This window comes from Leucobacter triazinivorans, assembly GCF_004208635.1.
GTDB classification, from domain to species: Bacteria; Actinomycetota; Actinomycetes; order Actinomycetales; family Microbacteriaceae; genus Leucobacter; species Leucobacter triazinivorans.
The window spans coordinates 2,271,505-2,295,717 of the sequence record NZ_CP035806.1; the positions used below are offsets into that span (position 1 = coordinate 2,271,505).

The window sequence follows — 24,213 nt, forward strand, 5'->3', positions numbered from 1 at the left end:
ATCCTTCGCTCGACCGGTCTTCACCCCGGCGTGCGCCCCCTTCGCGCGTCAGTAGATGTCGCCACACCCGACGCGAGGCAGCAACTACTGGCGCGCGTAGGCGGAGGGGCGGTGATATCGGGTGCCGAGGATCAGTGCCCGCCGCCGGTGTAGGGGCCGCGCTCGGCCAGCACCTTCATGCGCTCGGGTAGCGCGAAGCGCGGATCCACCGTGCTCTCCTCGCCCGCGACCAGCTGCGCGGCCCACTCGCCGAGCTGCGGCGAGAACTTGAAGCCGTGGCCCGACAGCCCCGCGATCGTGACGAGGCGGCCGCTCGCGCTGCGGTCGACCACCGGGAGCCGATCCGGCGTGTACGCGCAGTGGTGCACGCTCTCGCGCACCGGCTCGGGGTTGAGCCCCTCGAAGAGCTCGGCGGCGCGCTGCCCGATCTTGATGAGCTCCTCGCGGGTGTGGTGCGTCGGCACGTCGGCCACGTCGCGGAACACCGGCCACTCGGGGTTGGTGCAGGCCTTGAACGCGTAGCCGTCGAAGCTCGGCGCGCCGAAGAAGTGCACCGGGCCCGCATCGCGCAGGAACGCGGGGAACTTCTCGGGCACGAACAGGCCGGGCTCCTTCGGCATGAACCAGGTGAGGCCGAGCACCTGCAGGCGCAGCAGATCGTCGAGTTCGGGGGAGAGGCGGGTCGACCAGGATCCCGACGCGAGCACCACCGTGTCGGCGAGCCAGGATCCCTGGGTGGTGCGCACGACGACCCCGTCGGAGCGCTCCTCGATCCCGATGACCGGGGTGTTGAAGAAGAGCCGGGCGCCGTTCGCCTCGGCCAGGTCGAGCGCGCTCATCACGGCGACCTCGGGGCGCAGCCCGCCGCCGTGCTCGTCGAGCAGGCCCACGTCGCCGTCGAAGATCGTGTGCTGCGGGAACTCCTTCCGCAGCTCCTCGGTGCTGAGGGTGCGGTGGGGGATGTCGTACTCGCGCACCGTGCCGAGTGCGGTCTCGAGATCCGGGAAGCCCTCGGGCGCGATGCTCAGGCAGCCGACTTCGGAGTAGATATCGCGGCCCGATTCCTTCTCCAGCTCCCGCCACAGATCCCGGGAGCGCTGGATCATGCGCACGTAGGTGCCGCCCTCGTGCACCGCGGTGCGGAATACGCGCGACTCCCCGACGTACGATCCGTGCGCGTGCACGCGGCCGTACTGCTCGATGCCGACCACGTCGAGCCCCTCGCGCTTGCTCAGCTGCCACAGCGCCATCGAGCCGACGGTTCCGGCGCCGATCACCAGCGCATCAGTCTTCTGCAGGTCCATTCGATCCTCTATCTCGAGTCGGGTCGTCCTGCGCGAAGTCGCAGGATCTCGATCGTTCGTTGTCTCTGATGCGCCGTTCTCCCCGAGTGGGATTCTGCGACTGCGCGCAGAATGACGGAGAAGTCCGTGCGCCGGGGCGAGGGCTCAGGCCAGCGCCGGCTCGTCCCACAGCTTGAGCTTGGTGCCGATGCCGTCGCGCACCGCGTTGCGGTAGACCTTCGTCGCCCACGCCACGTCCTCGACGGGCATGCCGCCGACGGAGTAGATGAACACCTCGTCGTCGTTGCGGCGCGCGGGGGTGAGGCCCTGGATAATCTCGCCCATGTCCTCGAACTGCTCAGGGGTCATGCGACCGTCGCGCACGCGGTCGACGAGGTGCATGCCCCAGATGCCGACCGTCTCGTGGGCGGGGGCGGGGATCTCCTCGGCCCAGGCCTGGTAGATCTTGCGCGCGTCGGCAACGTGGCGCGACCGCAGCACGAGGCTCTCCTCGACCGCGAGGTGCGCCGAGCAGCAGATGAACGCGCCGGGCTTGACCCACTCGTCGCGCACGGTCGGATAGTGCTCCGATCCCATGGGGCTGGGCACGGCGATGCTCACGATGTCGGATCCGCGCACGGCGGCCTCCATATCGGGCACCTGCTCGATCGTGGTGATCTGGGGGAACTTCTCCCTCGCCCACGCGATGAAGGTGTCGATGCCGGCCTGGCCGCGACCCGAAACCTTGACGGTGTCGATGCCGGGGCGCACGGCCATGAACGACTCGAGCGAGGTGCGGTTCATGGGGCCGGGGCCGACGATGCCGACGACCCTGGCGTCCTCGCGGGCCAGGTAGCGGGCGCCGACGCCGGGAATGGCGCCGGTGCGGTAGGCGCTCAGCAGGTTGGCGCTCATGATCGCGAGCGGGGCGCCGGTGTCCTTGTCGTTCAGGGTGAACATGAGGATGGAGCGGGGGAGTCCCTGCTTCTTGTTCTCGATGTTGGAGCCGTACCACTTGCAGCCGGCGACCTGGTAGTCGCCGCCGAGGTAGGCGGGCATCGCCATGAAGCGGCGATCCGGGCCGTCGACGGGCATGCCGGGAAACTCTTCGGTCTCGGGGAAGAAGATCTGCGCGCCGTGCGAGTTGTTCTCGCTGCCGGCCATGCGGTAGTCGCCCTGCGCGAAGAGGCCGAGCATGTCGCTCATCGTGTCGACGCACTCGGCCATGTCCGTGACGCCGGCGCGGATCATGTCGGGCTCGTTGAGGTACAGGAATTCGATCGTGGTGTCCGGCACGGCGGTGTGTCCCTTCATCGGTGCGTCGGGCGGCTGCGCCCGGAGAGGGATCCGGTCGCGATCCGCTCGGTAGCGTCAGCCTAAAACTATCCATCTGGATAGTCAAGGGCGGATTTTGGGATCGCCGGCCGGCGGTCGGCCGACGCGCGGAATCGCTACCGGCCTTCGCGCACCGATTTACCGCAGAGCGCGTGGGAATGCGGGAAAGGAGGTGTTTTCCGGCACATCGGTGCGCGAAGAGTGAGCGGGGGCGGGGAGTGAGGGGGTCGGGGTCGAGGGAGCCGGGGTGTGGGACAGGGGCGCGGGAGCCGGGGTGTGGGACAGGGGCGCGGGAGCCGGGGTGTGGGGCGGGGCGCGGGAGCCGAGGTGCGAGAGAATCCCGCGACTCCGCCGACTCCGCCGACTCAGGCGGACTGCGCGGCCGCGACGAGGGCGCGCATGCGGCGCATCGCGGGAGCGACGTCCTCCGGGGCGACGAGCTGCTTGAACACGATCCCGTCGAGGGCGAACCAGATCAGCTCGGTCAGGTCGGCGTCGTCGACTCCCAGGCGCGCCAGCTGACGGGCGATCGCCTCGCGGTAGGCGCGGTAGTGCTGCTCGGCCAGCGGACGCAGCTCGGGGCGCCGCCGTGATTCGAGCAGCAGCTCGTACTGAAACGACTGGATGCCGGCCTCGCGATCCGCGAGCGACTCGATCCCGGCGGCGAACTCCTCCGCGGTGAGCGCGCTGCTGAGCATGTTGGATCCGCGCAGGCTCTCGTCGATCGCGAACTCCATGGCCTCGGCGATGAGCTGATCCCGTGAGCCGAAGTGGTGCCGCACGAGACCGTGCGAGACCCCGGCCTCGGCGGCGACCGCTCGATAGGTCAGCGAGCGCAGGCCGCCCGCGGCCACGACGACAATGGTGGCCCGCAGCAGGGCGGCGCGGCCGGAGGGGTGACTCATGCACACGAGCGTAGCGAGTGCCGGGCGCTCCCACTGCCAGGTCCGTTTTCCGCGTGCGTCGCCGGCGGCGGCGCGGAACAATGGTTCCGTGACCAGCCAGCCCCCCGCTCTCGACTTCGACGCCTGCTATCGAGCTGCGTCGGGGCGTGATCCGCGCTGGGATGGGCGCGTCTATCTCGGCGTGACGAGCACCGGGATCTACTGCCGCCCGTCGTGCCCGGCGCGCAAGCCGCGCCCCGAGAACTGCCGCTTCTTCCCGAGTGCGGCGGCGTGCGTGGCCGCGGGATTCCGCGCGTGCAAGCGCTGCCGACCCGACGCGCTGCCCGGCACGCGCGACTGGGACGTGCGCGGCGATCTCGTGGCGCGTGCGGTGCGCCGCATCCGGGACGGCGCCGTCGACGCCGTCGGGGTGGCGGGCCTCGCGGCCGAGCTCGCCGTCAGCGAGCGGCACCTGCGGCGCATGATGGTCGACGAGATCGGCGCGAGCCCGCTGCAGCTCGCCCGCACGCGGCGGGCCCACGCGGCGCGCGCCCTCATCGAGGAGACGGATCTGCCGCTGGCCGACATCGCGTTCGCCGCGGGTTTCGGCAGCGTGCGCCAGTTCGGCGACACGATGCGCGAGGAGTTCGGGATCGCGCCGTCGCGCATGTCGCGGCGTCGTGGCAGTGCGGCGGATCCGCTCGGTCCGGTTGATCCGGTCTCCGATCCAGCCTCCGGCCCGGTCTCCGACGAGCGTCCGAGGCTCGCGCTGCGTCTGCGCACCCGGGCCCCGTTCGGCGCGGTCGCGATCCGGGCGCACCTGGAAGCGCACGCCGTTCCCGGCCGCGACGTCATCGATCCCGACGGCTCGACGGCCCACGCCGTCGATGTGCCGGGCGGCACCGCGATCGTGCGCATCGATTGGGCCGAGGTGCCGCCCCCGGCGGCCCAGTCGCACGGCGGTGCGGCGGTGGTGGGCGTGCCCGTCGTGCTCACCCTGCCGCGGCTCGCCGACGCCATGCCCGCGATCCAGACGGTGCGCCGCATGCTCGACCTCGACGCGGATCCCGCGCAGATCGCCGAAGCGCTCGAGCGCGACCCCCGGCTCGGCGGGCTGCTCGCGCGCAGGCCGGGGCTGCGGCTGCCCGCGGCGCGTGAGCCCCGGGAGTTCGCGCTCGGCACTGTCCTGGGGCAGCAGGTCTCGCTCGCGGCGGCGCGCACTCTGCAGGGGCGGCTCGCGGCCGCGTTCGCGCGCTCGGGCGCGCTCGCCGCACCCGGCTTCCTGGCCGGGCCGGATCCCGAACGCATCGCCGCCTGCGACGCGCAGGAATTGCGGGATCGCCTCGGGCTCACCCGGGCCCGGGCCGAAACGCTGCGCTCGCTCGCGGGCGCGCTCGCCTGCGGTCTCGATGTGGGTCCGGGCGCCGACCGCGACCGGGCGCGGGCCGAGCTCGCCGCGATACGCGGGATCGGCCCCTGGACCGTGGAGATCGTCGCCCTGCGCTCGCTCGGCGATCCCGATGCCTACCCCGCGGGCGATCTGATCCTGCGCCGCGCCCTCGGAGTGGCCGCCGGAAGCGAGGCCGAGCGCCTCGCCGAGACCTGGCGGCCCTTCCGGGGCTACGCCACCCAGCACCTCTGGGCCGACTTCCTCGAGGCGGCCGCACGAAAGGACACCCCATGACTTCCCCGACGCCCCTCTCCTCCGCCGTGGTCGACGTCGTCGGCCGCCCGTTCCGCGCGATCTGGACCCCCGAGGACGGCGCCCTCCGGGCCGGAGGGTTCGCGACCGACGCCGATCCCGGGGCCGACCGCCTGATCGCGCGGCTCGAGCGGCTCGATCCCGCGCTCGCGGCGCGCGGCCTCGCCGCCGCTCCTGCGACCGACGGCCCGGTCGTCGATGCGCTGCGCGCCTACGCCGGCGGCGACCTCACCGCGATCGACGCGATCCCGGTCGCGCAGCCGGAGACGCCGTTCCGCGGTGAGGTGTGGCGCGCGCTGCGGCGGGTGCCCGGCGGCCGCGCCGTGACCTATACCGAGCTCGCGACGCTTGCGGGCCGCCCCGCGGCCGTGCGGGCCGCCGCCTCGGGCTGTGCGAACAACCTCGTGGCGCTCGTGGTGCCGTGCCACCGGATCGTGCGCGCGGACGGCGGGCTCGGCGGGTATCTCTTCGGCGCCGACCTCAAGGAGCGCCTGCTGCGCCACGAGGGCGCGCTGCGCTGAGGCCGAAGCTGCGGCGAAGGCGCGAGGACGCGAGTCGTCTTCGCGTGGCCCGGCCCGGCCTGCCCCGGCCCTATCCACGGGACGCCCAGGACCCCGACATTCGCGCGTCAGTAGTTGTCACCAAACCTGACGGGAGGCAGCAACTACTGACGCGCGTGGGGAGTGGGCACCGGAGGCCGGGGTCCCTCAACGAGAGGAATGGGGGCTGAGAGCAGGCTTCCCGGAGGCCCCGAAGCACGAAGCCCCCTGCCGCGAGGCAGAGGGCTTCAGTGGAGGGACCGACGGGAATCGAACCCCGGCCGGTCGCTTGGGGCGACGCGTCAGCGTTGCGCGGCCACGCCGCATGGCGCGCCCTCGCGCCATGTTTCGGGTTCTCAGAGATTCCCGGAGGCCCCGAAGCACGAAGCCCCCTGCCGCGAGGCAGAGGGCTTCAGTGGAGGGACCGACGGGAATCGAACCCGCGTTCTCAGCTTGGGAAGCTGATGTCTTACCATTAGACGACGATCCCAGGGCGATGGCGCCGCCCCAACTATAGCAGGGGAACGAGGTGCCGAATCACCGCTCTCCGCCTACTGGCAGACGGCGCCCTCCTGCAGCGCAGCGACCTGCTCATCTGCCGTCCACGGCAGCTCGGGTGCTGCTCCCGTCTCCGACGAGATCGAGGCGAGTTGGAAGGCGAGCGCCCTGACGAACGACGCGCCTGCTGCGGAGTTGTTCAGGGCCACGACCACTGAGTATCCCGACTCGGGGTCGTGATAGGCCGCGGTGAGCGTGCCCGTGATCGCCCCGCTCCGGCCGTAGAGCGGGCCCATCTTCTCCGTGCCGAACGTCCACTGGCGGCCCCCCTCGGCGGGCTCCTCGGTCGGGGTGCCCTCTTCGTCGCGCTTCGGGTTCTGCGCGGGGAACGCGTCGGTGACGATCGAGGCGGCGTCCCCGCCGAAGTCGCCGTCGAAGTAGTGCTCGTAGAAGTTCTTGAGATCGGTAACCGTCGTGACGGTGGCGCCGGCGCCGGAGAGCATCGACGGGGAGACCTCCGGCACATCGACCGGACCCGCATCGCACACCGCAGCGCCGCCGCTCAGCGGATAGTTGGTGCCGGCGAGCGTCGGCTCGGCGACGGTCGTGCTCGAGAGCTCGGGGAACGAGCTCGACGGCATCCCGGCCTTCGCGAAGACGTGCTCCGAGAGCAGTTCCGACACGTCCTGGCCCGTCTTCACCTTCAGCACACGCGCGAGCAGCACCGCGTTCGTGTCGGACTCGTGCATGTCGAGGCCGGGCCACGACAGGGGGGAGTGGGCGAGGCCCTGGGCGAGCAACTCCTGCTCGGGCCAGAATCGCGTGGGGTTGTTGGCGAACAGGGTGCCGAAGCCCTGCTTGAAGTCGGCGAGGCCGGATCGCATGTCGCAGAGTTGGCGGTAGGTGATGCCCTCGATCCCCGACTGCCGCGTGAGGTCCTTCGAGATCTCGCGGTCCAGGTCGACCCGGCCCTCCTCGACCAGATCGAGCAGCAGCGCGCACATCACGGGTTGCGTGGCCTGCGCGCCGCGGATCCTGACCGAGCCGTCGACATCGCCGTATCCGTGCACGTACGCCTGCTCCCCGGACCAGACGCCCACGACCGCCTGGGTCGATCCGCTCAACGTCATCGCGTTCTCGATGGCGCCGTCGATTCCGGAGGCGAGAGCTTCGTCGACGGTGTTGACGTCACCCGCCGGCGCGGCAAGATCGCCGCCGGTGCATGCGGTGAGCCCGAGCGCCGTCGTCACGAGCAGTGCGGTCGCGACGAGGCGCGATCGATGTGCAAGCTTCGGGATCACACTCAACCGCCAATCTGATTGCGTCGTAGGGGCGCAGAACACGCCAGAGTCTACTGCGTGCCGCTGGGAGCAATGCGCGCGGGGCGCGAAGTGAGGCTGACCTTACTAGACTGGAGCGGTGACGAGCTTTAGTGCAGACGTGATCGCGGGCGTGACCGGACACATGAACGGCGACCACGCCGAAGACAACCTCCTGATCGCGCGGGCCTTCGGGCACCCCGAGGCGACGGCGAGCCGCATGATCGACGTGACCACCGAGAGCGGTGTCTGGCTGATCGCGGATCCGTCGGGCGAGCACGAGCTCGCGGTTCGGTGGCCGACCGGCCCGATCGCGGAGCGCCCCGAGATCCGCCGCGAGGTCGTCGCCCTGTACCGCGCGGCGTGCGAGGAGCTGGGGATCGAGCCGCGCGAGGAGCATGCCACGCAGGGCGGTGCCGAGGTGGGCGCCGGCCACCACGACAACCACGGGCGCCGCGGGCGCCACGCGCACCACGCAGGCGAGGCGTCCGAGGGCGAGAGCGCCGATGCGCTCGAGAGCGACAAGCCGTTCTCGGTCGTGGTGCGCGAGAGCTCGTGGTCCGATCACTCCGACAGCGAGGGCGCCTCCTTCATGGAGGAGATCATGCGCGGCCGCGGCACGATGCAGGACTACATCGACCTGGTCGCGCAGCACTACTTCATGTACGAGGCGCTCGAGGAGGCGGCGGCGCGGTTCGCGGACGATCCTCGCTTCGCGTCGTTCCACAGCGATGCGCTGCTGCGCATGCCGGCGCTCGAGGCCGATCTCGCCCACCTCGTCGGCGACGACTGGCGGGATCGCGTCGAAGCGGTTCCGGCGACTGCAGCGTACGCTGCGCGCATCCGCGAGGTGGCCGAGGAGGGTTGGGTCGCGGGCGTCGTCGCGCACCACTACACGCGCTACCTCGGCGACCTCTCGGGCGGGCAGATGATCGCGCGGCGGGTCGCCAAGCAGCACGGGCTCGAGCGCGATGGCATCGCCTTCTACGACTTCTCGGAGCTGGGGTCGCTGACCGAGTTCAAGAACGGCTACCGCGCAGCGCTCGACGCGTTGGGCACCGGTCTCGACGACGCCGAGCAGGCGCGCATGCTCGACGAGGTGCGGGCGGCCTACGGCTTCAACACCGCGGTCTTCGTCGACCTCGGGAAGCAGAAGGCCGCGGCGAGCGCCTAGCGCTCGGCGGCTGCGGCGTGCGCCGCGAGGTCAGTCAGACGTCGTCTCGCTCGCCGTCCGCTCGTTCATGAAGCGCACCACGTTGGGGTCGACGATCACGTCCCGGGGCTGCAGCGGCCGCTGCAGGTAGAGGCCGTCGAGCGAGCGCACACGGCTGAGCGCGACGTAGGTCTGGCCCGCGCTGAACGCGCGCGGGCCGAGATCCACCACCGCCGCGTCGTAGGTGTGTCCCTGCGACTTGTGCACGGTCACCGCCCAGGCGAGGCGCAGCGGGAACTGCTCGAACTCGGCCACGACTTCCTTCTCGAGCTTCTTCGTCTCGGCGTCGTACCGGTACCGGTAGCGCTCCCAGACGGTGGGCTCCACCTCGAACTCCTCGCGATCCACCTCCACCCAGACGGTCCCCTCGATGCGCGACACCGTGCCGATGGTGCCGTTGACCCAGCGCCCGTCGGAATCGTTGCGCAGGAACATCACCTGGGCGCCGGGCTTCAGCTCGAGCACCTCGTCGGCCGGATATGTGTTCTCGCGGAACTCGCCGTTGACCTCGGCGACGGCGCGCAGCGATGAACCGCCGATCTCGGCGAGCCGCTGCGCGTTGATGCGGTTGACGGTCGCGTTGGTGGTGGCCAGTGTGATCACGTCGCGCGGTGCGGGCCGCGCCCCGGCCGAGTTGAGCTCCTCCGCCTGATCCTCTTGCACCATTCCGTGCCGCACGGCGCCGAGGATCTGCTTGAAGCGATCGTCGCGCTGGCGGTGCACCTCGCTGAGCTCGATCACCGCCAGCGGGGATGCGGCCCACACCTTCGCGTCGAAGAACCAGAGCGAGCGGTAGGTGTCGGCGAAGTAGGCGCGCTCGTGCGGATCGCGCGGGGGCACCGGCGGCAGCTGGAACGGGTCGCCGAACATGATGATCTGCGCACCGCCGAAGGGATCGTGCTTCTTCCCGCGGGCCAGGCGCAGCGAGCGGTCGATCGCGTCCATGAGGTCTGCCGAGACCATCGAGATCTCGTCGATGACGAGCGTGTCGATCGAGGCGAGCATCTTCTTCAGCTCTGCGGGCTGGTCGAGATCGTGATCCGCGATGATGCCGGTCGGCAGGCGCAGCAGCGAGTGGATCGTCTGCCCGCCGACGTTCAGCGCGGCGACACCGGTGGGCGCGCAGACCGCGATGATCTTGCTCGTGTTCCAGGCGAGATGGTTCAGGATCGTCGACTTGCCGGTGCCGGCGCGGCCGGTGACGAAGATGTGCTCGCGGGTGTGCTCGATGCGCTCGTAGACGGCGAGCTGCTCGGGGGAGAGCGGGGGATTCGGCACTCCAACATCGTAGCCTGCGGGCCGAGCCCTCGGCCGCTCCTGGATCAGGCCGGGGCTTTGACGGGCAGCAGCAGGAGCAGGCCGAGCAGCAGCACGAGGGAGACGCCGATGATGCCGAAGATGGTGGTGCCGCCGAGCGCGACCGCGGCGGTGAAGGCCGCCGGCGCGAGGAAGGAGACCGCGCGGCCCGTCGTGGCGTACAGGCCGAAGATCTCGCCCTCGCGTCCGGGCGGGATCAGCCGGGAGAGGAAGGAGCGGGAGGCCGACTGCACCGGGCCCACGAATACCGAGAGCGTCAGGCCGAAGACCCAGAAGACCCAGCTGCCGAGCGGGTTCAGCAGGAACAGCAGCATGCCGCAGACCACCATGAGCACGATCGAGGCGAGCATCACCGTCTTCGCGCCGATGCGATCCTCGAGCACCCCGCCGGCGATGGTCGCGGCGCCTGCCACGACGTTCGCGACGATGGCGAACAGGATGACGGTCGTACTGTCGAAGCCGAAGCTGCGGGCGGCGATGACGCCGGCGAAGGTGAAGACGCCCGCGAGGCCGTCGCGGAACACGGCGCTGGCGATCAGGAAATGGAGGGTATGGCGCGCGGTGCGCCACAGCGTCGCGATGCTGCGGAAGAGCTCGCGGTACCCCGTGAGGAGGCCCTTCCCGGTGCTCGGAGCGTTCGGGTCGGCCGGAATCTCGGGCACGGCGAAGAAGACGGGGATCGCGAAGAGGCCGAACCAGGCCGCGGAGACGACCATGGCGACGCGGATGTTCCAGCCGCCGTCCGACGTGACGCCGAACCAGCCGACCTCCGGGAACACGAACCCGATGAGCAGGATGGCGAGCAGGACGATGCCGCCCAGGTACCCCATGCCCCATCCGAATCCGGAGACCTTGCCCACGTTGCGGCTGTCCGAGACCTGCGAGAGCATCGCGTTGTAGCTGACGCTCGCGAACTCGAACGCGACGTTGCCGATGGCGAGCAGGATCAGGCCGAGCAGCAGGTACTGCTCCTCGGGGGCGACGAGCACCATGAGCGCCGTTGCGGCCACGACCACGGCGGTGTTGACGCCCAGCCAGGTCTTGCGCCGGCCGGCCGCGTCGGTGAGCCGGCCGAGCACCGGTGCGACCAGGGCCACCACGACGCCGGCCACGAGCAGCGCGATGCCGAGCTTCGTCGAGACCTCGGCTTCATCACCGAAGGGGGCCGAGGTGAGGTAGACGGTGAAGACGAAGGTGGTCACGACCGCCTGGAAGGCGGCCGATCCCCAGTCCCAGAGCGACCAGGCGAGGATCGTGCGCTTCTGCACGTGTGACGGCTGCGCGGTTGTGGCGGCGTGCACCGCGCTGTTCTCGCTCATGTCGCCAGCGTACTGCCATACCGGGGTGCGCCGCCGGGTGTTTCCTCTCGCGCTACCCGACGGTCGCCAGCGCGAACGGGAGCACCGCCGCGGCCCCGGCGGCGATGAGCGCTCGGGACGCGACGGTGACGGTCCAGCGGCTGTCGACGAGGTCGTCGACGAGCAGGAGCGGGCCGGGAGCCTGCTCGACGGAGGCCGCGAGCTCGGCGGACACGCTGAAGCGCCGCCACACCGAGGCCAGGCGGAACGCGCTGTTGCCGCCGGGGCCCGTGACCGCCACGTCGGGGTCGACGTCCAGCGTGCCGAGCAGGGGCAGCCGACCGAGGCGCGCGATCTCGGCGGCGGTGCTCGACACGAGGCGTGGCCGCGTGAGCGAGGGCATCGCGACGACGCCGACGGGGCGCTGCTCCCACGGCCAGTCTCGCAGCGCCGCGACGACGCCCGTCACGAGCCGATCGTCGATCTCGCGATCGACGGCGCCGGCGGCGAAGAGTTCGCGCAGCGGACCGCCCCACCCCAGGTCGGTGAGTCGCGCGAGCGCGCGGCCCTCGAGGGGTCGTTCTGCGACCGGAATCCGCCCCTTCACCGGGACTCCGCGGCGGTCGGCGCCGCTGGGCCACTGCGCGCGCGGCTCGATCGGCACGCCCGCGCGCCGCAGTCGCGCTGCCGCCTGCTCTGCGGCTGCCGCGGGGACCTCCGACGGCATCCAGGGCCCGGCGCACACGTCGCACCGGCCGCAGGGCGCGGCGGTGGTGTCGTCGAGCTGCCGCTGCAGCGTCTCCATGCGGCACCGCTCTCCCCGCTCGTAGTCGAGCATCGCGCGCTGCTCTGCCGTGCGAGCGGCCGCGATCCGCCCGTACCGCTCCGCGTCGTAGCTCCAGCCCTGACCCGTCGACACCCACCCGCCGCTCACCCGCCGCACCGAGCCGTCGACGTCGAGCACCTTCAGCAGCAGCTCGAGCGGCGTCCGTTTGATGTCGACGCGCGCCTCGATGGCGGGCGTCGAGAGCGGTGCGCCGTCTGCCGCGTCGAGCGCGGCGAGCACGGCCGCGGCCCGCTCGGGGTCGGGCATCGACGCGGTCGCGAAGTAGTGCCAGACCTCCTCGTCCTCAGCGCCGGGAAGCAGCAGCACATCGGCGTGGGCGGTGCCGCGACCGGCGCGGCCCACCTGCTGGTAGTAGGCCACCGGGGATGAGGGGGCGCCGAGGTGCAGCACGAAGCCGAGGTCGGGCTTGTCGAATCCCATGCCGAGCGCGCTGGTGGCCACGAGCGCCTTCACCTCGTCGGCCTTGAGCGCCGCCTCGAGGCGCTCCCGCTCCTCGGGATCGGTGCGTCCCGTGTACGGCGCGACCGCATGGCCGGCCTCTCGCAGCACCTGCGCGGCATCCTCCGCGGCCGACACCGTCAGCGCGTAGACGATGCCGCTGCCCCGCAGCTCGCCGAGGTGGGCCGCGAGCCAGGCCAGGCGGTCCTGCGCGGAGGGCAAGCGCAGGCAGCCGAGCCGCAGGGAGTCGCGGGCGAGGCTGCCCCGCAGAGTGAGCACGTCGTCGCCGAGCTGCTCGACGACGTCGCTCACCACTCGCTCATTGGCGGTCGCGGTGGTGGCGAGTACCGGGACGCCGCGCCCGAGCGCGGCGAGGAGCGCGGCGATGCGCCGGTAGTCGGGGCGGAAATCGTGTCCCCAGTCCGAGATGCAGTGCGCCTCGTCGATGACGAGGAGGCCCATGCGCGCGAGCAGCTGGGGCAGTCGGGTCTCGCGGAACCGGGGGTTGTTGAGACGTTCGGGGGAGACGAGCAGCACATCGAGGTCGTCGGAGTCGAGGCGCCGTTCGATCTCCGCCCACTCGTCTGCCGTCGCGGAGTTGATGGCGGCTGCGCGCACACCGGCGCGCTCCGCGGCGGATACCTGATCGCGCATCAGGGCGAGCAGCGGCGAGACGAGGAGGGTGGGGCCTGATCCTCTCGCTCGCAGCAGCGCGGTGGCGACGAAGTAGACGGCCGACTTGCCCCACCCGGTGCGCTGCACCACGAGCGCTCGCCGGCGCTCGTCGACGAGCGCGCCGATGGCCTCGAACTGGCCGGGGTGGAACGCGGCGTCGACGCGCCCGGTGAGGCGGCGGAGCACGTCGAGTGCTTCGGCGCGTGTGGAGTGCTCGCTCGAGTGCATGGCTCCGATGATGCCAGCCGCCTCCGACATTCGTCCCAATGGCTGAAAGTTGAGTGAATTCGACTCAACTTTTTCCGGCGTGACTTGACTCGGCCGCGACGTCGCGTAAACTTGAGTGCAACAGGCTCAAGCCCGCGGGGATCCGCGCGGCCGGGCCGCACCAGCCGCGGGGCGCGCAACGCCCCGATCCCGAACCCGGAATGGAGAACACATGTCACGTGCAGTAGGCATCGACCTCGGCACCACGAACTCGGTCGTCGCCGTGCTCGAGGGTGGCGAGCCCACCGTCATCGCGAACGCCGAGGGGTTCCGCACGACGCCCTCGATCGTCGCATTCACCAAGGATGGCGAGGTGCTCGTCGGCGAGACCGCCAAGCGCCAGGCCGTGACCAACGTCGATCGCACGATCGCCTCGGTCAAGCGCCACATGGGCACCGACTGGAAGAGCGACGAGGTCGACGGCAAGCGCTACACCGCGCAGGAGATCAGCGCTCGCACGCTCATGAAGCTGAAGCGCGACGCCGAGACCTACCTCGGCGACCAGGTGACCGACGCGGTCATCACCGTGCCCGCCTACTTCAACGACGCCGAGCGCCAGGCCACCAAGGAGGCCGGCGAGATCGCGGGCCTCAACGTGCTCCGCATCATCAACGAGCCGACCGCTGCGGCGCTCGCCTACGGCCTCGACAAGGGCAAGGAGGACGAGCTCATCCTCGTCTTCGACCTCGGCGGCGGCACCTTCGACGTCTCGCTGCTCGAGGTGGGCAAGGACGAGGACTTCTCTACCATCCAGGTGCGCTCGACCGCCGGCGACAACCGCCTCGGCGGCGACGACTGGGATCAGCGCATCGTCGACTGGCTCATCACGCAGTTCAAGTCGTCGACCGGTGTCGACGTGGCGAAGGACAAGATCGCCCTGCAGCGCCTGAAGGAGGCCGCGGAGCAGGCCAAGAAGGAGCTCTCGAACTCGATGAGCACCCAGATCCAGCTCCCCTACCTCTCGCTCACCGAGAACGGCCCCGCCAACCTCGACGAGACCCTCACCCGCGCCAAGTTCGAGGAGCTCACCAAGGATCTGCTCGAGCGCACGCGCAAGCCCTTCGAGGACGTGATCAAGGAGGCCGGCGTCAAGGTCGCCGACATCGCGCACGTGGTGCTCGTGGGCGGCTCGACCCGCATGCCCGCCGTGACCGATCTGGTCAAGAAGCTCACCGGCGGCAAGGAGCCCAACAAGGGGGTCAACCCCGATGAGGTCGTGGCGGTCGGTGCCGCTCTGCAGGCCGGCGTGCTGAAGGGCGAGCGCAAGGACGTGCTGCTGATCGATGTCACCCCCCTGAGCCTCGGCATCGAGACCAAGGGCGGCATCATGACGAAGCTCATCGAGCGCAACACCGCGATCCCGACCAAGCGCAGCGAGACGTTCACCACCGCCGAGGACAACCAGCCGTCGGTCGCCATCCAGGTGTTCCAGGGCGAGCGCGAGTTCACCCGCGACAACAAGAACCTGGGAACGTTCGAGCTCACCGGCATCGCCCCGGCCCCCCGCGGTGTTCCGCAGATCGAGGTCACCTTCGACATCGACGCCAACGGCATCGTGCAGGTGTCCGCGAAGGACAAGGGCACGGGCAAGGAGCAGACGATCACCATCTCCGGCGGCTCGACGCTCTCGAAGGAGGACATCGAGCGCATGGTGCGCGAGGCCGAGGAGCACGCGGCCGAGGACAAGAAGCGCCGCGAGTCGGCCGAGCAGCGCAACAACGCCGAGCAGCTCGCCTACTCGGTCGAGAAGCTCATCAGCGAGAACGAGGACAAGCTGCCCGAGGACGTCAAGACCGAGGTGCAGGGCGACCTCGACGAGCTGAAGCAGGCGCTCGCGGGCGAGGACGACGAGGCCGTGAAGACCGCCTCCGACAAGCTCGGCCAGAGCCAGACCAAGCTCGGCGAGGCCATCTACGCGGCCGCGCAGGCAGAGGCCCCCGCGGCCGACGCCGAGGACCAGTCGGGCGATGACGACGTCGTGGACGCCGAGGTCGTCGAAGACGATGAGGAGAAGAAGTAGCGATGGTCGACAAGGAACAGCGCACGCCGGGCGAGGATCCCGATCGCGACGATGTTCCTGCGGGGCCGGCTCGGGACGATGCGCCACGCGCGTCGTCGCCGGGATCGGCCGGCTCACCAGCCGCGGGGCCGGAGGCGGATGACGCTTCCGGCCCCGCGCCGCAGGAGGACGCCGACGGCGACCTGACCGTCGACGACATCCTGGGGGCGGAGCAGAGCGCCCACGCCGCGGCAGCCGAGGGCGCCGCGGACGGCGGCGAGACTGCCGACAGCCCGTACCTCGAGGATCTGCGCCGGCTCACGGCGGAGTACGCGAACTACCGCAAGCGCACCGAGGCGAACGCCGAGCGCGACAAGCAGCGCGCCACCGCAGCGGCGGTGACCCCGCTGCTGACCGTGCTCGACGACCTCGACCGCGCCGAGCAGCACGGTGATCTCGCCGACGGGTCCGCGTTCGCGACCATCGCGCAGAAGATCCGGGGCACCATGGAGCGACTCGGTCTCGAGGGCTTCGGCGAGAAGGGCGAGCCCTTCGACCCGCAGCTGCATGAGGCGATCGCCCAGGTGCCGGTTCCGGGCACCGAGCAGCACACCATCCTGGACGTGATCGAGCGGGGGTACCGCATCGGCGATGTCGAACTGCGCCCCGCCAAGGTAGCGGTGGCGGTGGGGGCTGATGGCTAGTCAGGATTGGCTCGAGAAGGATTTCTACCAGATCCTCGGCGTGTCCAAGGACGCGAGCGACGCCGAGCTGAAGAAGACCTACCGCAAGCTCGCCCGCAAGTATCACCCGGATTCGAATCCGGGTGACACCGCGGCCGAGGCGAGGTTCAAGGAGATCAGCGAAGCCTACTCGGTGCTCTCCGATCCCGAGCAGCGCGCCGAGTACGACCAGATCCGCGCCATGGGTGCGGGCGGAGCCCGCTTCACCGCCGGCGGCGGGGGAGCGCAGGGCTTCGAGGACGTCTTCGGCGGCATGTTCGGGGGCGGCCGCGGCGGCACCCACTTCAGCTACCAGCAGGGCGGCGGCCAGGGCTTCGAGGACATCTTCGGCGGCATGTTCGGAGGGGGCGCGCCGCGCGGACCCCAGCCCGGTCGCGACATCCAGGCGTCGACCACGCTCGATTTCGAGACCGCGGTGCGCGGCGACACGGTCACTCTGCAGGCCCCCAACGGGCCGGTGAAGGTGAAGATTCCCGCGGGCGTCTCGGACGGCCAGAAGATCAAGGTGCGCGGCAAGGGCGAGCCGAGCCCGAGCGGCGGGCCGGCCGGCGACATCATCCTCACGATCAGCGTGCGCAAGCACCCGGTCTTCGAGCGCGACGGCCAGAACCTGCGCCTCAAGCTGCCGGTGACGTTCTCCGAGGCGGCGCTCGGCGCGACCGTCGAGGTGCCCACGCTCGAGGGGGCGCCGGTGAAGCTCAAGGTGCAGCCGGGGACGCCGAGCGGCCGTGTGCTGCGCGTCAAGGGGCGTGGCGTCAAGAGTGCGAAGGGCACCGGCGACCTGCTGGCCGAGGTGCAGGTGGTCGTGCCGTCGCACCTTTCGGATTCGGCACGCGAGGCGCTCGAGGCGTTTCGCGCCGTCGAACCGCAGGAGAATCCGCGAGAGGATCTGCTCGCGCGGTCGCGCGGCTAGCGGATCCGGGCCGCTCGGCAGGTGCTCCCGTCGAGCGGCCCGTCACCCGGGTCGGGTGGAGCGTCACCCGGTCGGTCGGAGCGAGCACCGGGCTGAGCGCCTCGCGCAGCGACGAGTCGTCTCTGTGAACACCCCACCGGATCCCTCACGAAAGGACATCTCATGGCGGCGCCCCAGATGGATCGCTACACGCCCGTCTTCGCGATCGCGGCGGCGGCAGAACTCGCCGAGATGCACCCGCAGACGTTGCGGCAGTACGACCGCATCGGGCTGGTGTCGCCCCAGCGCACCCGGGGCAACACGCGCCGCTACTCTCTGCACGACGTCGCGCGGCTGCGCGAGGTCGCCCGGCTCTCGGCCGAGGGGCTCAGTCTCGAGGGGATCCGCAGGGTGCTGCAGCTCGAGGATCGCGTGCGCGAGCTCGAAGGCCGTGTCTCCGAGCTCGAGCACGCGCTGACCGAGGAGCGGCTGCGACGCCCCGAGCGGCGCGTCTTCGCCGCGGGGGCGGCGGGCGGCGAGGTGATCACGCTGCGACGCGGCACGCGGGTGCGGCGCAACGCCGAGATCGTCGTCTGGAAGCCGTAGGGGTCCGCTCCGCGGGGTGGGCGGCGCTGCCGGAGCTGATGCATAGCGTCGCCTTGTTCGCGGAGCTCTCACCCGCTGCTGCTGTGGTGGTCCGTCCCCGTCATCCTGCGCGGAGTCGCAGGATCCATCCGCGCATTTCGCGGGAACGCTATGACATCAGGCGAGCCGCAGGATCCATCACCGAGCGAATCGGAAGCCCGCGCCGCTAACGTGGTGGGGTGAGCGCCGCCGAGACTTCTGACTTCTCCGAGCTCTTCGCGGAGCTGTCGCGGGAGCCGGACTTCGATGCACCCGAGCTGCAGGCCCACGACGCCGCCGACGAGCTGATCCTCGCCACGGCTGCCGATGCGGTGCGCCGACTCGGGCACGGCGAGCTCGTGGTGATCGGGGATCGCCACGGCGCGCTCACGCTCGGCGCCGCAGGAGTGCTCGGCGCGAGGGGGATCCGTACGCACCAGGACCCGCTGCTCGGGGAGCGCGCGCTGGTCCGCAACGCGGAGCGCCTCCGACTGACGGACGCGTTCGCCTCGCACGCGCTCGACGCAGCGCTGCTCGACGGTGCACGAGTGGTGCTGCTGCAGCTGCCGCGCGGGCTCGACGCGCTCGAGGAGATCGCGTCGTGCGTCGCGCGCTGGGCTGCGCCCGATGTGCGCGTCTACGCCGGCGGCCGCGTGAAGCACATGACTCGCGCCATGAACGAGGTACTCGGCCGATGCTTCGCGGAGGTCTCGGCCGGGCTCGGGTGGCGCAAGTCCAGGGTGCTCATGGCGCGGGGCCCGCGGGATCCCGGCCGCCCGTCGTTCCCGCGCTGGGGCGACGATGCGGCGCTTCCGTTCCGCGTGGCGGCGTACGGTGCGACCTTCGGGGGACCGACGCTCGACCACGGCAGTCGGCTCCTGCTCGCGGGGCTCGGGGATGCGGCACCGGGCGCGCGGCGGATCGTCGATCTCGGTTGCGGCAACGGCGTGCTCGCTGTGTCGGCCGCTCTCGCCCGCCCGGAGGCGGCCGTCGTCGCCACGGACCAGTCGGCCGCGGCCGTCGCGGCGACCCGGCTCACAGTCGAGGCCGCGGGTGTGGCCGAGCGCGTCGAGATCCACCGCGCCGACGCTCTGGACGCGGTGCCGGACGGATGGGCCGAGCTGATCCTGCTCAATCCGCCGTTCCACGCGGGCGCCGCGGTGCACGCGGGGGTGGCGCATCGCTTGATCCGGGCGTGCCGTCGCGCGCTCGCGCCCGGAGGCGAGCTGCGCCTGGTGTTCAACTCGCACCTGCGATACCGCGCGCTCGTCGAGCGCGCGGTCGGCCCGAGTCGCCAGGTCGCCCGCGACCGCACGTTCACGGTGCTGTCGGCGATTCGCGGCTGAGCGGCGCCGGCCCGGCCCGCCCCGCGCCGCGCCCCGCCCGCGCCGCGCCGCACCTCCACCGTGCCGCCACCGCCCCGCGCCTCCGCCGCGCCGCGCGCCGCGCGCCGCGCCTCCAGCGTGCCGCCACCGCGCCGCGCCCGCGCCGAGCGCAGGCGTGAAGTGCGAGTCGCGATATGCCGCTAATCCTGCGCCGAAGCGGCAGATCGCGACTCCCACTCGTGCCGTGCCGAGGCAGGACGCAGGACGCAGGGCGCAGGACGCAGGGCGCAGGACGCAGGGCGCAGGAGGCAGAGGCATGAGGCAGGGGCACAGGCGGCAGGCGGGTGCGGGCGCCGGGGGTGGAACGCAGGCGCGAGTCGGCGCAGAACCTGCTCGTGCCGGGCGATCAGCTCTTGCGGCGGTGCTGCTCGTCCTGCTCCGCGCGCGCTTTGATGAGATCCCGCGCCGAGAGCTGGTGCAGTCGCTGTCCGTAGTCGTCAGCGGTGATGCCGCTGAGGAAGGTGCCGGGATCAACGCCGAGCGCGCTTCCGATCCGCACGAGAGTTTCGGCCGTCGGACTCGAGGCTCCGCGCTCGATCTTGCCGATGCTGGTCCAGCTGATCTCGGAGAGTTCGCCGAGATCTTCGAGCGAGATGCCGAGCCGGTGGCGGACTGCACGCACGCGCTGGCCGATCTGCAGCGCGGCGGACGAGTGGATCTTGGACACCGGACTAGCGTGCTCGTCTCGGTTCCGAAGTGCCAGAAGTCAAACGCACTGGCTGAAAACGGCCAGTGCTTCAGGGGTCGATCAGCTCCCCTCGGGGCCCTGCGCTCGGGCGCGCTCCGGAGCCGGAACGTCGCTGGTCGTCTGCGCTGCCGCAGCCGCCTCCGCCCCGGTGGACTCAGCCGTGCCCGAAGTCGCCGCGGCACGCGATGCGGGATCGGCGGGCTCGCCGGAGTGGGCGTCGGCAGAAGTCGGCCCGCCTGCTTCGGCGGCCGCGATCGCGTCGTCTTCGGCGATGTCGTCCGCCGTGCGATCGCGATTGCGCCAGTCGTAGATGCTGGCCGAGGCGGTCTCGCGCGGCTTCGAAAGCAGAAGCAATGAGAGCGAGACGCTGATGAGGGCCGCGAGCACTGCGGCGACGACCGCCGAGAGCATCGGCGAGAATCGCAGTGAGAGCCCGAGCAGGTAGATGAGTGCGAACGGCACCGCGAAGAAGAGCAGGCGCAGCACGGTGTAGGTGATCCAGGCGGAGCGGGGGGTCTTCACGCGTGCGAGTCTACTCGCGGCGCCTGAGCTGAAACCCGGCGTCTGCCCACCGCTCTCGGCTCCGTCCGGATCCCTGCCCCTTGCCGCCGGACCGCCGCTCCGGGCCGTCGCGCCGGGCCACCGCTCCGGGCCGCCGCTCCGGGCCGTCGCGCCGGGCCACCGCTCCGGGCCGCCGGCCTCAGTCCCGCCGGACGCTCCCCGGCCCCCTGTCTCGCCTCGCCCCGGGACCCCATCCCGCACTCGAGAACACAGCGGCGCCGAGGCGACCAGCGGGAAGCCAGACACGGCCGGTACGATGGGGGCATGGTGCGAGTCGTGATTGTCGGGATCGTCGTCGCCGTGGCGTTCACGCTGTACGCCCTGGTCGACGCGGCGATGACCGACGCCTCGCGTGCACGCGGGGTGAGCAAGCCGCTCTGGGTCGTGATCGTCGTGCTGCTGCCGGTGATCGGCGGCGTGCTCTGGTTCGTGATCGGCAAGGGCGCCAAGTCGACCGCGGCGCGGCGTCCCGCTCCCGACGACGATCCGCGCTTCACCGGCACTCGCCTCTCGAACGAGGATCTCGACGCGCACATGCGCGATCTCGAGGAGCGGCTGCGGGAGCTCGACAACGAGACCTATCCGGGCGAGGGGCAAGCGGGGCCGGATCCCGAGCCGACCGCGGAGACGGAGCGCGAGACGACCGAGGGCGCCCGCGACCACGAGGCGCCCGATGAGTCGCGAGGCGCCGAAGACGCCGCAGGGCAGCCGGGCGGGGGCGACGAATCCGCCAACGGCAGCGACGCGCGCCCCGACGGCGACGCGGCGCAGAAGTGAGCCCCGCGCCACGGCCCGCACCGGCGTCGATGTTCGCGGTCGAGTTGCTGGCCGAGCTCATCCGCCGCGGAGTGGAGGACGTGGTGCTGTGCCCCGGCTCGCGGTCGCAGGCGCTCGCGCTTGCGGCGGCCGCCGCGGAGCAGGTCGGGGCGATCCGGCTGCACGTGCGGCTCGACGAGCGGTCGGCAGCATTCTTCGCACTCGGTGTTGCACGTGAAACCGGTATCCCGGCCCCCGTAGTGGTGACGAGCGGCACCGCGGTGGCGAACCTGATGCCCGCCGTCCTCGAGGCGCACGAGGGGCGGGTGCCGCTGCTGCTGCTCACGGCCGACCGGCCGGTCGAGCTGCGCGGGATCCGCAGCAATCAGACGACGGCGCAAGCCGGCGTTTTCGGTGGAGTCACCCGCCTGTGGCGAGATGTTCCGCCGCCCGAGGTCGCACCCGACGGTGATGTGCGCCGGGACGGCGGTCGGGATCCCGGATCCCTCGCCGTCGACGCGCTTTCCGCGGCCACCGGCGTGCTCGGCGCGCTCCCGCCCGGCCCGGTGCACCTGAACCTGGCGTTCCGAGAGCCGCTCTCGGGTACCGAGGGATTCGATGAAATGGTCTCCGCGGGCTTCGCCGCCGCCGCGGAGGAGGCGGCAGAGCTGCGCACCTCGGGAGCGCACGCCGCCATCGGGATGCCGGTGAGCGGACTCGAGGGGCACGACGGCCGGGCCGATGGCATCCGGGCGAGCGGCGGCTCTGCCGGGGGAGTCGAGGTGCACGGCGACCGTGCGAGCGCGCGGTTCCCCGACGCGGACACCCATGTCCACCGGGGCGACGCGCTCGCCGTGGTGGTGGCGGGCGAAGGCGCGGGGCCCGAGGCCGAGGCGTTCGCGCACGCGGCGGGCCTGCCGCTGCTCGCCGAGGCTGTCAGCGGCGCCCGCTACGGGCGCGAGGCGATCACCGCATACGGCACGCTGCTCGACGATCCGTCCGTCGGCGCGCTCGTCGAGCAGGCGATCGTGTTCGGTCACCCCACCCTGACCCGGCAGGTGCCCGCCCTTCTGCGTCGCGAGGACGTCGACGTGATCGTGGTCGATCCCTACGACGAGGCCGACCACTTCGATCCGGCTCGCGACGCGCGCGTGGTGCGCGCGGCGCGGGTGGCCGAGGATCACGATCCCCGTGCGCTGCGTCGCTGGCTGGGGGCGTGGGTGCAGCCGGACCGCGAGCTGCAGCGGCAGCGCAGTACGCTGCACGAGCCGGACCTCGACGCGGCGCTCGCCACCGGCTACAAGGAGCGGAGCGCCTACGCACGGGCCGAGGTGGCCGTGATGCGCGAACCCGTCTCGCGGGAGCTGCTCGTGGAGAGCGTCTGGCGCGCCACCTGGCCGCACGACCGTCTGGTGCTCGCGGCATCGCGCCTCGTGCGCGTGCTCGACGGACTCGCCCCCGCGCGCAAGCTGGAGGTGCGCGCGAATCGCGGTCTCGCCGGGATCGACGGCACCGTGGCGACCGCGCTCGGCGTGGCGGCGACGAGCCAGGCGAGCGACGATCCGGCGCGGGCGGCGGGCACCACGCGGGTGCTCCTCGGCGACCTGGCGCTTTTGCACGATGCGGGATCGCTGCTACTGCCCGAGCACGAGCCGCGGCCGCGCATCCAGCTCTTCGTCGGAAACGACGGCGGCGGCACCATCTTCGACGGTCTCGAAGTGGCCGGATCGGCCGAGCCTTCCGCATACGATCGCGTGATGTACACGCCCCAGGGGGTGCGCCTCGACGCGCTCGCCGAGGCGTACGGCTGGGCGTATCGGCGGGTCGCCACCCGGGGCGATCTCGAACGCCTGCTCACGGAGCCGGTCTCCGGACCGACGCTCGTCGAGATCCCGCTGAGCCGCTGAGCCGCTGAGCCGCTGAGCCGCCCGCCGGCCGAGCTGGGGCCGGGGAACCGAGTGGGCACCCGATGCCACGCCGTACAGTGGAAGTCATCCGAGCAGAGGAGACGGCATGGCGCAGACGTTCTGGACCGGGGAAGCGGCGGAGCTGCTGCGGGTCGGGCCGGGGTTCCGGCTGCAGGACGTGGATCCGGCGGCGACCCCCGGCACCGACGGCGGGAAGAGAGACGGCGCGGCCGAGCTGGCGCGTTCGGCGCAGCAGCTGCGCGGACTGCAGGAGAAGCTCTTCGCGCAGAGCCGTCTCGGGGCGCGGGAGCGGCTGCTCGTGGTGCTGCAGGCGATGGACGCCGCGGGGAAGGGCGGGATCGTGAACCACGTGTTCTCCCAGCTCGAGCCCTACGGCCTCGCGTTGACAGCATTCAAGCCGCCCACGGAGGAGGAGCGCGCGCACGACTTCCTGTGGCGCATCGAATCGCGGGTCCCCGGTCCTGGCGTCATCGGCCTGTTCGACCGCTCGCACTACGAGGACGTGCTGATCCAGCGCGTACGCGGGTTCGCTCCGTCCGACGAGATCGAGCGCCGCTACGGCGCGATCCTCGATTTCGAGCGCCGCCTCGCCGACGATGGGGTGCGCATCGTGAAGATCATGCTGCACATCTCTCCCCAGGAGCAGGCCGAGCGGCTGCTCGCGCGGCTCGACGACCCGGAGAAGCACTGGAAGTACAACGCCGGCGATGTCGAGGAGCGCGTGCACTGGGCGTCGTACATGGAGGCCTTCCAGATCGCCATCGAGCGCACGACCGCCGATCATGCGCCCTGGTTCGTGGTGCCCGCGAACGCCAAGTGGTACGCGCGGGCGGCGGTGCAGCGCATCGTCATCTCCGAGCTGCAGCGGATCGATCCCCGATGGCCCGAGCCCGACTTCGACGTCGCCGCCGAGCGGGCCCGCGTCGCCGGGACGCTCGAGCTGCGCTGGCCGGCGTGACGCCATCCGCCGTGTTCCGGTTCCTCGCAGGTTCGTCGCTCAACGGGCGGTGGATCGTGCGACT

General features: G+C 71.4%; 20 protein-coding genes and 1 tRNA gene. 11 read left to right on the plus strand and 10 right to left on the minus strand.

The window, feature by feature from the left end:
• Positions 1 to 131: 131 nt before the first annotated feature.
• The 3 genes from solA to EVS81_RS10310 form a co-directional block, all read right to left on the minus strand.
• Entirely contained in the window at positions 132 to 1,304 is a 1,173-nt protein-coding gene (gene solA / locus EVS81_RS10300; protein ID WP_130110313.1) for an N-methyl-L-tryptophan oxidase, read from the minus strand.
• 144 nt (positions 1,305 to 1,448) lie between these two features.
• Entirely contained in the window at positions 1,449 to 2,597 is a 1,149-nt protein-coding gene (locus tag EVS81_RS10305; RefSeq protein WP_130110314.1) for a tyramine oxidase subunit B, read from the minus strand.
• A gap of 386 nt (positions 2,598 to 2,983) precedes the next feature.
• Positions 2,984 to 3,523 (minus strand): TetR/AcrR family transcriptional regulator, encoded by a 540-nt coding sequence (locus tag EVS81_RS10310; protein ID WP_130110315.1) that lies wholly within the window; start codon positions 3,521 to 3,523, stop codon positions 2,984 to 2,986.
• Positions 3,524 to 3,611: 88 nt separating this feature from the next.
• Here EVS81_RS10310 and EVS81_RS10315 point away from each other — a divergent pair, with 88 nt between their 5' ends.
• A complete protein-coding gene (locus EVS81_RS10315; RefSeq protein ID WP_205879320.1) occupies positions 3,612 to 5,186 on the plus strand; it encodes a DNA-3-methyladenine glycosylase 2 family protein in 1,575 nt (524 codons plus the stop codon).
• Entirely contained in the window at positions 5,183 to 5,725 is a 543-nt protein-coding gene (locus EVS81_RS10320) for a methylated-DNA--[protein]-cysteine S-methyltransferase (protein WP_130110317.1), read from the plus strand. Before EVS81_RS10315 ends, EVS81_RS10320 begins: the two co-directional genes overlap by 4 nt.
• 434 nt (positions 5,726 to 6,159) lie before the next feature.
• On the opposite strand, the gene EVS81_RS10325 is transcribed toward EVS81_RS10320, so the two are convergent.
• Together EVS81_RS10325 and EVS81_RS10330 are read right to left on the minus strand one after the other, a co-directional pair.
• Positions 6,160 to 6,233, minus strand: a tRNA-Gly gene (locus EVS81_RS10325).
• Between the two features lie 61 nt (positions 6,234 to 6,294).
• Complete coding sequence (locus tag EVS81_RS10330) at positions 6,295 to 7,542, minus strand: serine hydrolase domain-containing protein (protein WP_130110318.1); 1,248 nt, start codon at positions 7,540 to 7,542, stop codon at positions 6,295 to 6,297.
• Positions 7,543 to 7,660: 118 nt separating this feature from the next.
• Between EVS81_RS10330 and EVS81_RS16225 the strand changes: the two genes are divergently transcribed.
• Positions 7,661 to 8,734: a biliverdin-producing heme oxygenase gene (locus EVS81_RS16225; RefSeq protein WP_338034583.1), complete on the plus strand. Its 1,074-nt coding sequence runs from the start codon at positions 7,661 to 7,663 to the stop codon at positions 8,732 to 8,734.
• Between the two features lie 30 nt (positions 8,735 to 8,764).
• On the opposite strand, the gene EVS81_RS10340 is transcribed toward EVS81_RS16225, so the two are convergent.
• The 3 genes from EVS81_RS10340 to EVS81_RS10350 are packed head-to-tail and all read right to left on the minus strand — an operon-like array spanning position 8,765 to position 13,606.
• Positions 8,765 to 10,051: an ATP-dependent DNA helicase gene (locus EVS81_RS10340; RefSeq protein WP_130110319.1), complete on the minus strand. Its 1,287-nt coding sequence runs from the start codon at positions 10,049 to 10,051 to the stop codon at positions 8,765 to 8,767.
• Between the two features lie 44 nt (positions 10,052 to 10,095).
• Positions 10,096 to 11,409: an MFS transporter gene (locus tag EVS81_RS10345; protein ID WP_130110320.1), complete on the minus strand. Its 1,314-nt coding sequence runs from the start codon at positions 11,407 to 11,409 to the stop codon at positions 10,096 to 10,098.
• 52 nt (positions 11,410 to 11,461) lie between these two features.
• Complete coding sequence (locus EVS81_RS10350) at positions 11,462 to 13,606, minus strand: RecQ family ATP-dependent DNA helicase (RefSeq protein ID WP_130110321.1); 2,145 nt, start codon at positions 13,604 to 13,606, stop codon at positions 11,462 to 11,464.
• A 181-nt stretch (positions 13,607 to 13,787) separates the two neighbouring features.
• Here EVS81_RS10350 and dnaK point away from each other — a divergent pair, with 181 nt between their 5' ends.
• The 5 genes from dnaK (at position 13,788) to EVS81_RS10375 (ending at position 19,219) form a co-directional block, all read left to right on the plus strand.
• Entirely contained in the window at positions 13,788 to 15,635 is a 1,848-nt protein-coding gene (dnaK, locus tag EVS81_RS10355) for a molecular chaperone DnaK (RefSeq protein ID WP_130110322.1), read from the plus strand.
• A gap of 2 nt (positions 15,636 to 15,637) precedes the next feature.
• The gene (locus tag EVS81_RS10360; protein WP_130110323.1) at positions 15,638 to 16,318 is read left to right on the plus strand and encodes a nucleotide exchange factor GrpE; all 681 of its coding nucleotides are present in this window, start codon (positions 15,638 to 15,640) and stop codon (positions 16,316 to 16,318) included.
• Complete coding sequence (locus EVS81_RS10365) at positions 16,311 to 17,270, plus strand: DnaJ C-terminal domain-containing protein (protein WP_130110324.1); 960 nt, start codon at positions 16,311 to 16,313, stop codon at positions 17,268 to 17,270. The genes EVS81_RS10360 and EVS81_RS10365 overlap by 8 nt, the downstream gene beginning before the upstream one ends.
• A gap of 162 nt (positions 17,271 to 17,432) precedes the next feature.
• The gene (locus tag EVS81_RS10370) at positions 17,433 to 17,855 is read left to right on the plus strand and encodes a heat shock protein transcriptional repressor HspR (protein ID WP_240739808.1); all 423 of its coding nucleotides are present in this window, start codon (positions 17,433 to 17,435) and stop codon (positions 17,853 to 17,855) included.
• A gap of 218 nt (positions 17,856 to 18,073) precedes the next feature.
• The gene (locus EVS81_RS10375; protein ID WP_130110325.1) at positions 18,074 to 19,219 is read left to right on the plus strand and encodes a class I SAM-dependent methyltransferase; all 1,146 of its coding nucleotides are present in this window, start codon (positions 18,074 to 18,076) and stop codon (positions 19,217 to 19,219) included.
• Positions 19,220 to 19,604: 385 nt separating this feature from the next.
• Here EVS81_RS10375 and EVS81_RS10380 read toward each other — a convergent pair whose 3' ends face one another.
• Both EVS81_RS10380 and EVS81_RS10385 read right to left on the minus strand, forming a co-directional pair.
• Positions 19,605 to 19,925: a helix-turn-helix domain-containing protein gene (locus EVS81_RS10380; RefSeq protein ID WP_130110326.1), complete on the minus strand. Its 321-nt coding sequence runs from the start codon at positions 19,923 to 19,925 to the stop codon at positions 19,605 to 19,607.
• Positions 19,926 to 20,006: 81 nt separating this feature from the next.
• A complete protein-coding gene (locus tag EVS81_RS10385; RefSeq protein WP_130110327.1) occupies positions 20,007 to 20,468 on the minus strand; it encodes a DUF4229 domain-containing protein in 462 nt (153 codons plus the stop codon).
• A 303-nt stretch (positions 20,469 to 20,771) separates the two neighbouring features.
• Here EVS81_RS10385 and EVS81_RS15920 point away from each other — a divergent pair, with 303 nt between their 5' ends.
• From EVS81_RS15920 to EVS81_RS10400, 3 genes are all read left to right on the plus strand, one after another.
• Positions 20,772 to 21,284 carry a PLDc N-terminal domain-containing protein gene (locus tag EVS81_RS15920; RefSeq protein ID WP_130110328.1) on the plus strand — a complete coding sequence of 171 codons (513 nt, stop codon included), beginning with the start codon at positions 20,772 to 20,774 and terminating at the stop codon, positions 21,282 to 21,284.
• A 29-nt stretch (positions 21,285 to 21,313) separates the two neighbouring features.
• Positions 21,314 to 23,170 carry a 2-succinyl-5-enolpyruvyl-6-hydroxy-3-cyclohexene-1-carboxylic-acid synthase gene (menD, locus tag EVS81_RS10395; RefSeq protein ID WP_130111400.1) on the plus strand — a complete coding sequence of 619 codons (1,857 nt, stop codon included), beginning with the start codon at positions 21,314 to 21,316 and terminating at the stop codon, positions 23,168 to 23,170.
• Between the two features lie 106 nt (positions 23,171 to 23,276).
• Positions 23,277 to 24,149, plus strand: a complete 873-nt coding sequence (locus EVS81_RS10400) for a PPK2 family polyphosphate kinase (protein ID WP_130110329.1) — start codon at positions 23,277 to 23,279, stop codon at positions 24,147 to 24,149.
• The last annotated feature ends 64 nt before the right edge of the window (positions 24,150 to 24,213 follow it).

Coding starts and splice junctions, on each gene's coding strand:
- EVS81_RS10350 (WP_130110321.1), bottom strand. CDS start 13,606: ATGTCGGAGGCGGCTGGCATCATCGGAGCCATGCACTCGAGCGAGCAC.
- EVS81_RS10320 (WP_130110317.1), top strand. CDS start 5,183: ATGACTTCCCCGACGCCCCTCTCCTCCGCCGTGGTCGACGTCGTCGGC.
- solA (WP_130110313.1), bottom strand. CDS start 1,304: ATGGACCTGCAGAAGACTGATGCGCTGGTGATCGGCGCCGGAACCGTC.
- EVS81_RS15920 (WP_130110328.1), top strand. CDS start 20,772: ATGGTGCGAGTCGTGATTGTCGGGATCGTCGTCGCCGTGGCGTTCACG.
- EVS81_RS10370 (WP_240739808.1), top strand. CDS start 17,433: ATGGCGGCGCCCCAGATGGATCGCTACACGCCCGTCTTCGCGATCGCG.
- EVS81_RS10400 (WP_130110329.1), top strand. CDS start 23,277: ATGGCGCAGACGTTCTGGACCGGGGAAGCGGCGGAGCTGCTGCGGGTC.
- EVS81_RS10360 (WP_130110323.1), top strand. CDS start 15,638: ATGGTCGACAAGGAACAGCGCACGCCGGGCGAGGATCCCGATCGCGAC.
- EVS81_RS10345 (WP_130110320.1), bottom strand. CDS start 11,409: ATGAGCGAGAACAGCGCGGTGCACGCCGCCACAACCGCGCAGCCGTCA.
- EVS81_RS10365 (WP_130110324.1), top strand. CDS start 16,311: ATGGCTAGTCAGGATTGGCTCGAGAAGGATTTCTACCAGATCCTCGGC.
- dnaK (WP_130110322.1), top strand. CDS start 13,788: ATGTCACGTGCAGTAGGCATCGACCTCGGCACCACGAACTCGGTCGTC.
- menD (WP_130111400.1), top strand. CDS start 21,314: ATGTTCGCGGTCGAGTTGCTGGCCGAGCTCATCCGCCGCGGAGTGGAG.
- EVS81_RS10305 (WP_130110314.1), bottom strand. CDS start 2,597: ATGAAGGGACACACCGCCGTGCCGGACACCACGATCGAATTCCTGTAC.
- EVS81_RS10310 (WP_130110315.1), bottom strand. CDS start 3,523: ATGAGTCACCCCTCCGGCCGCGCCGCCCTGCTGCGGGCCACCATTGTC.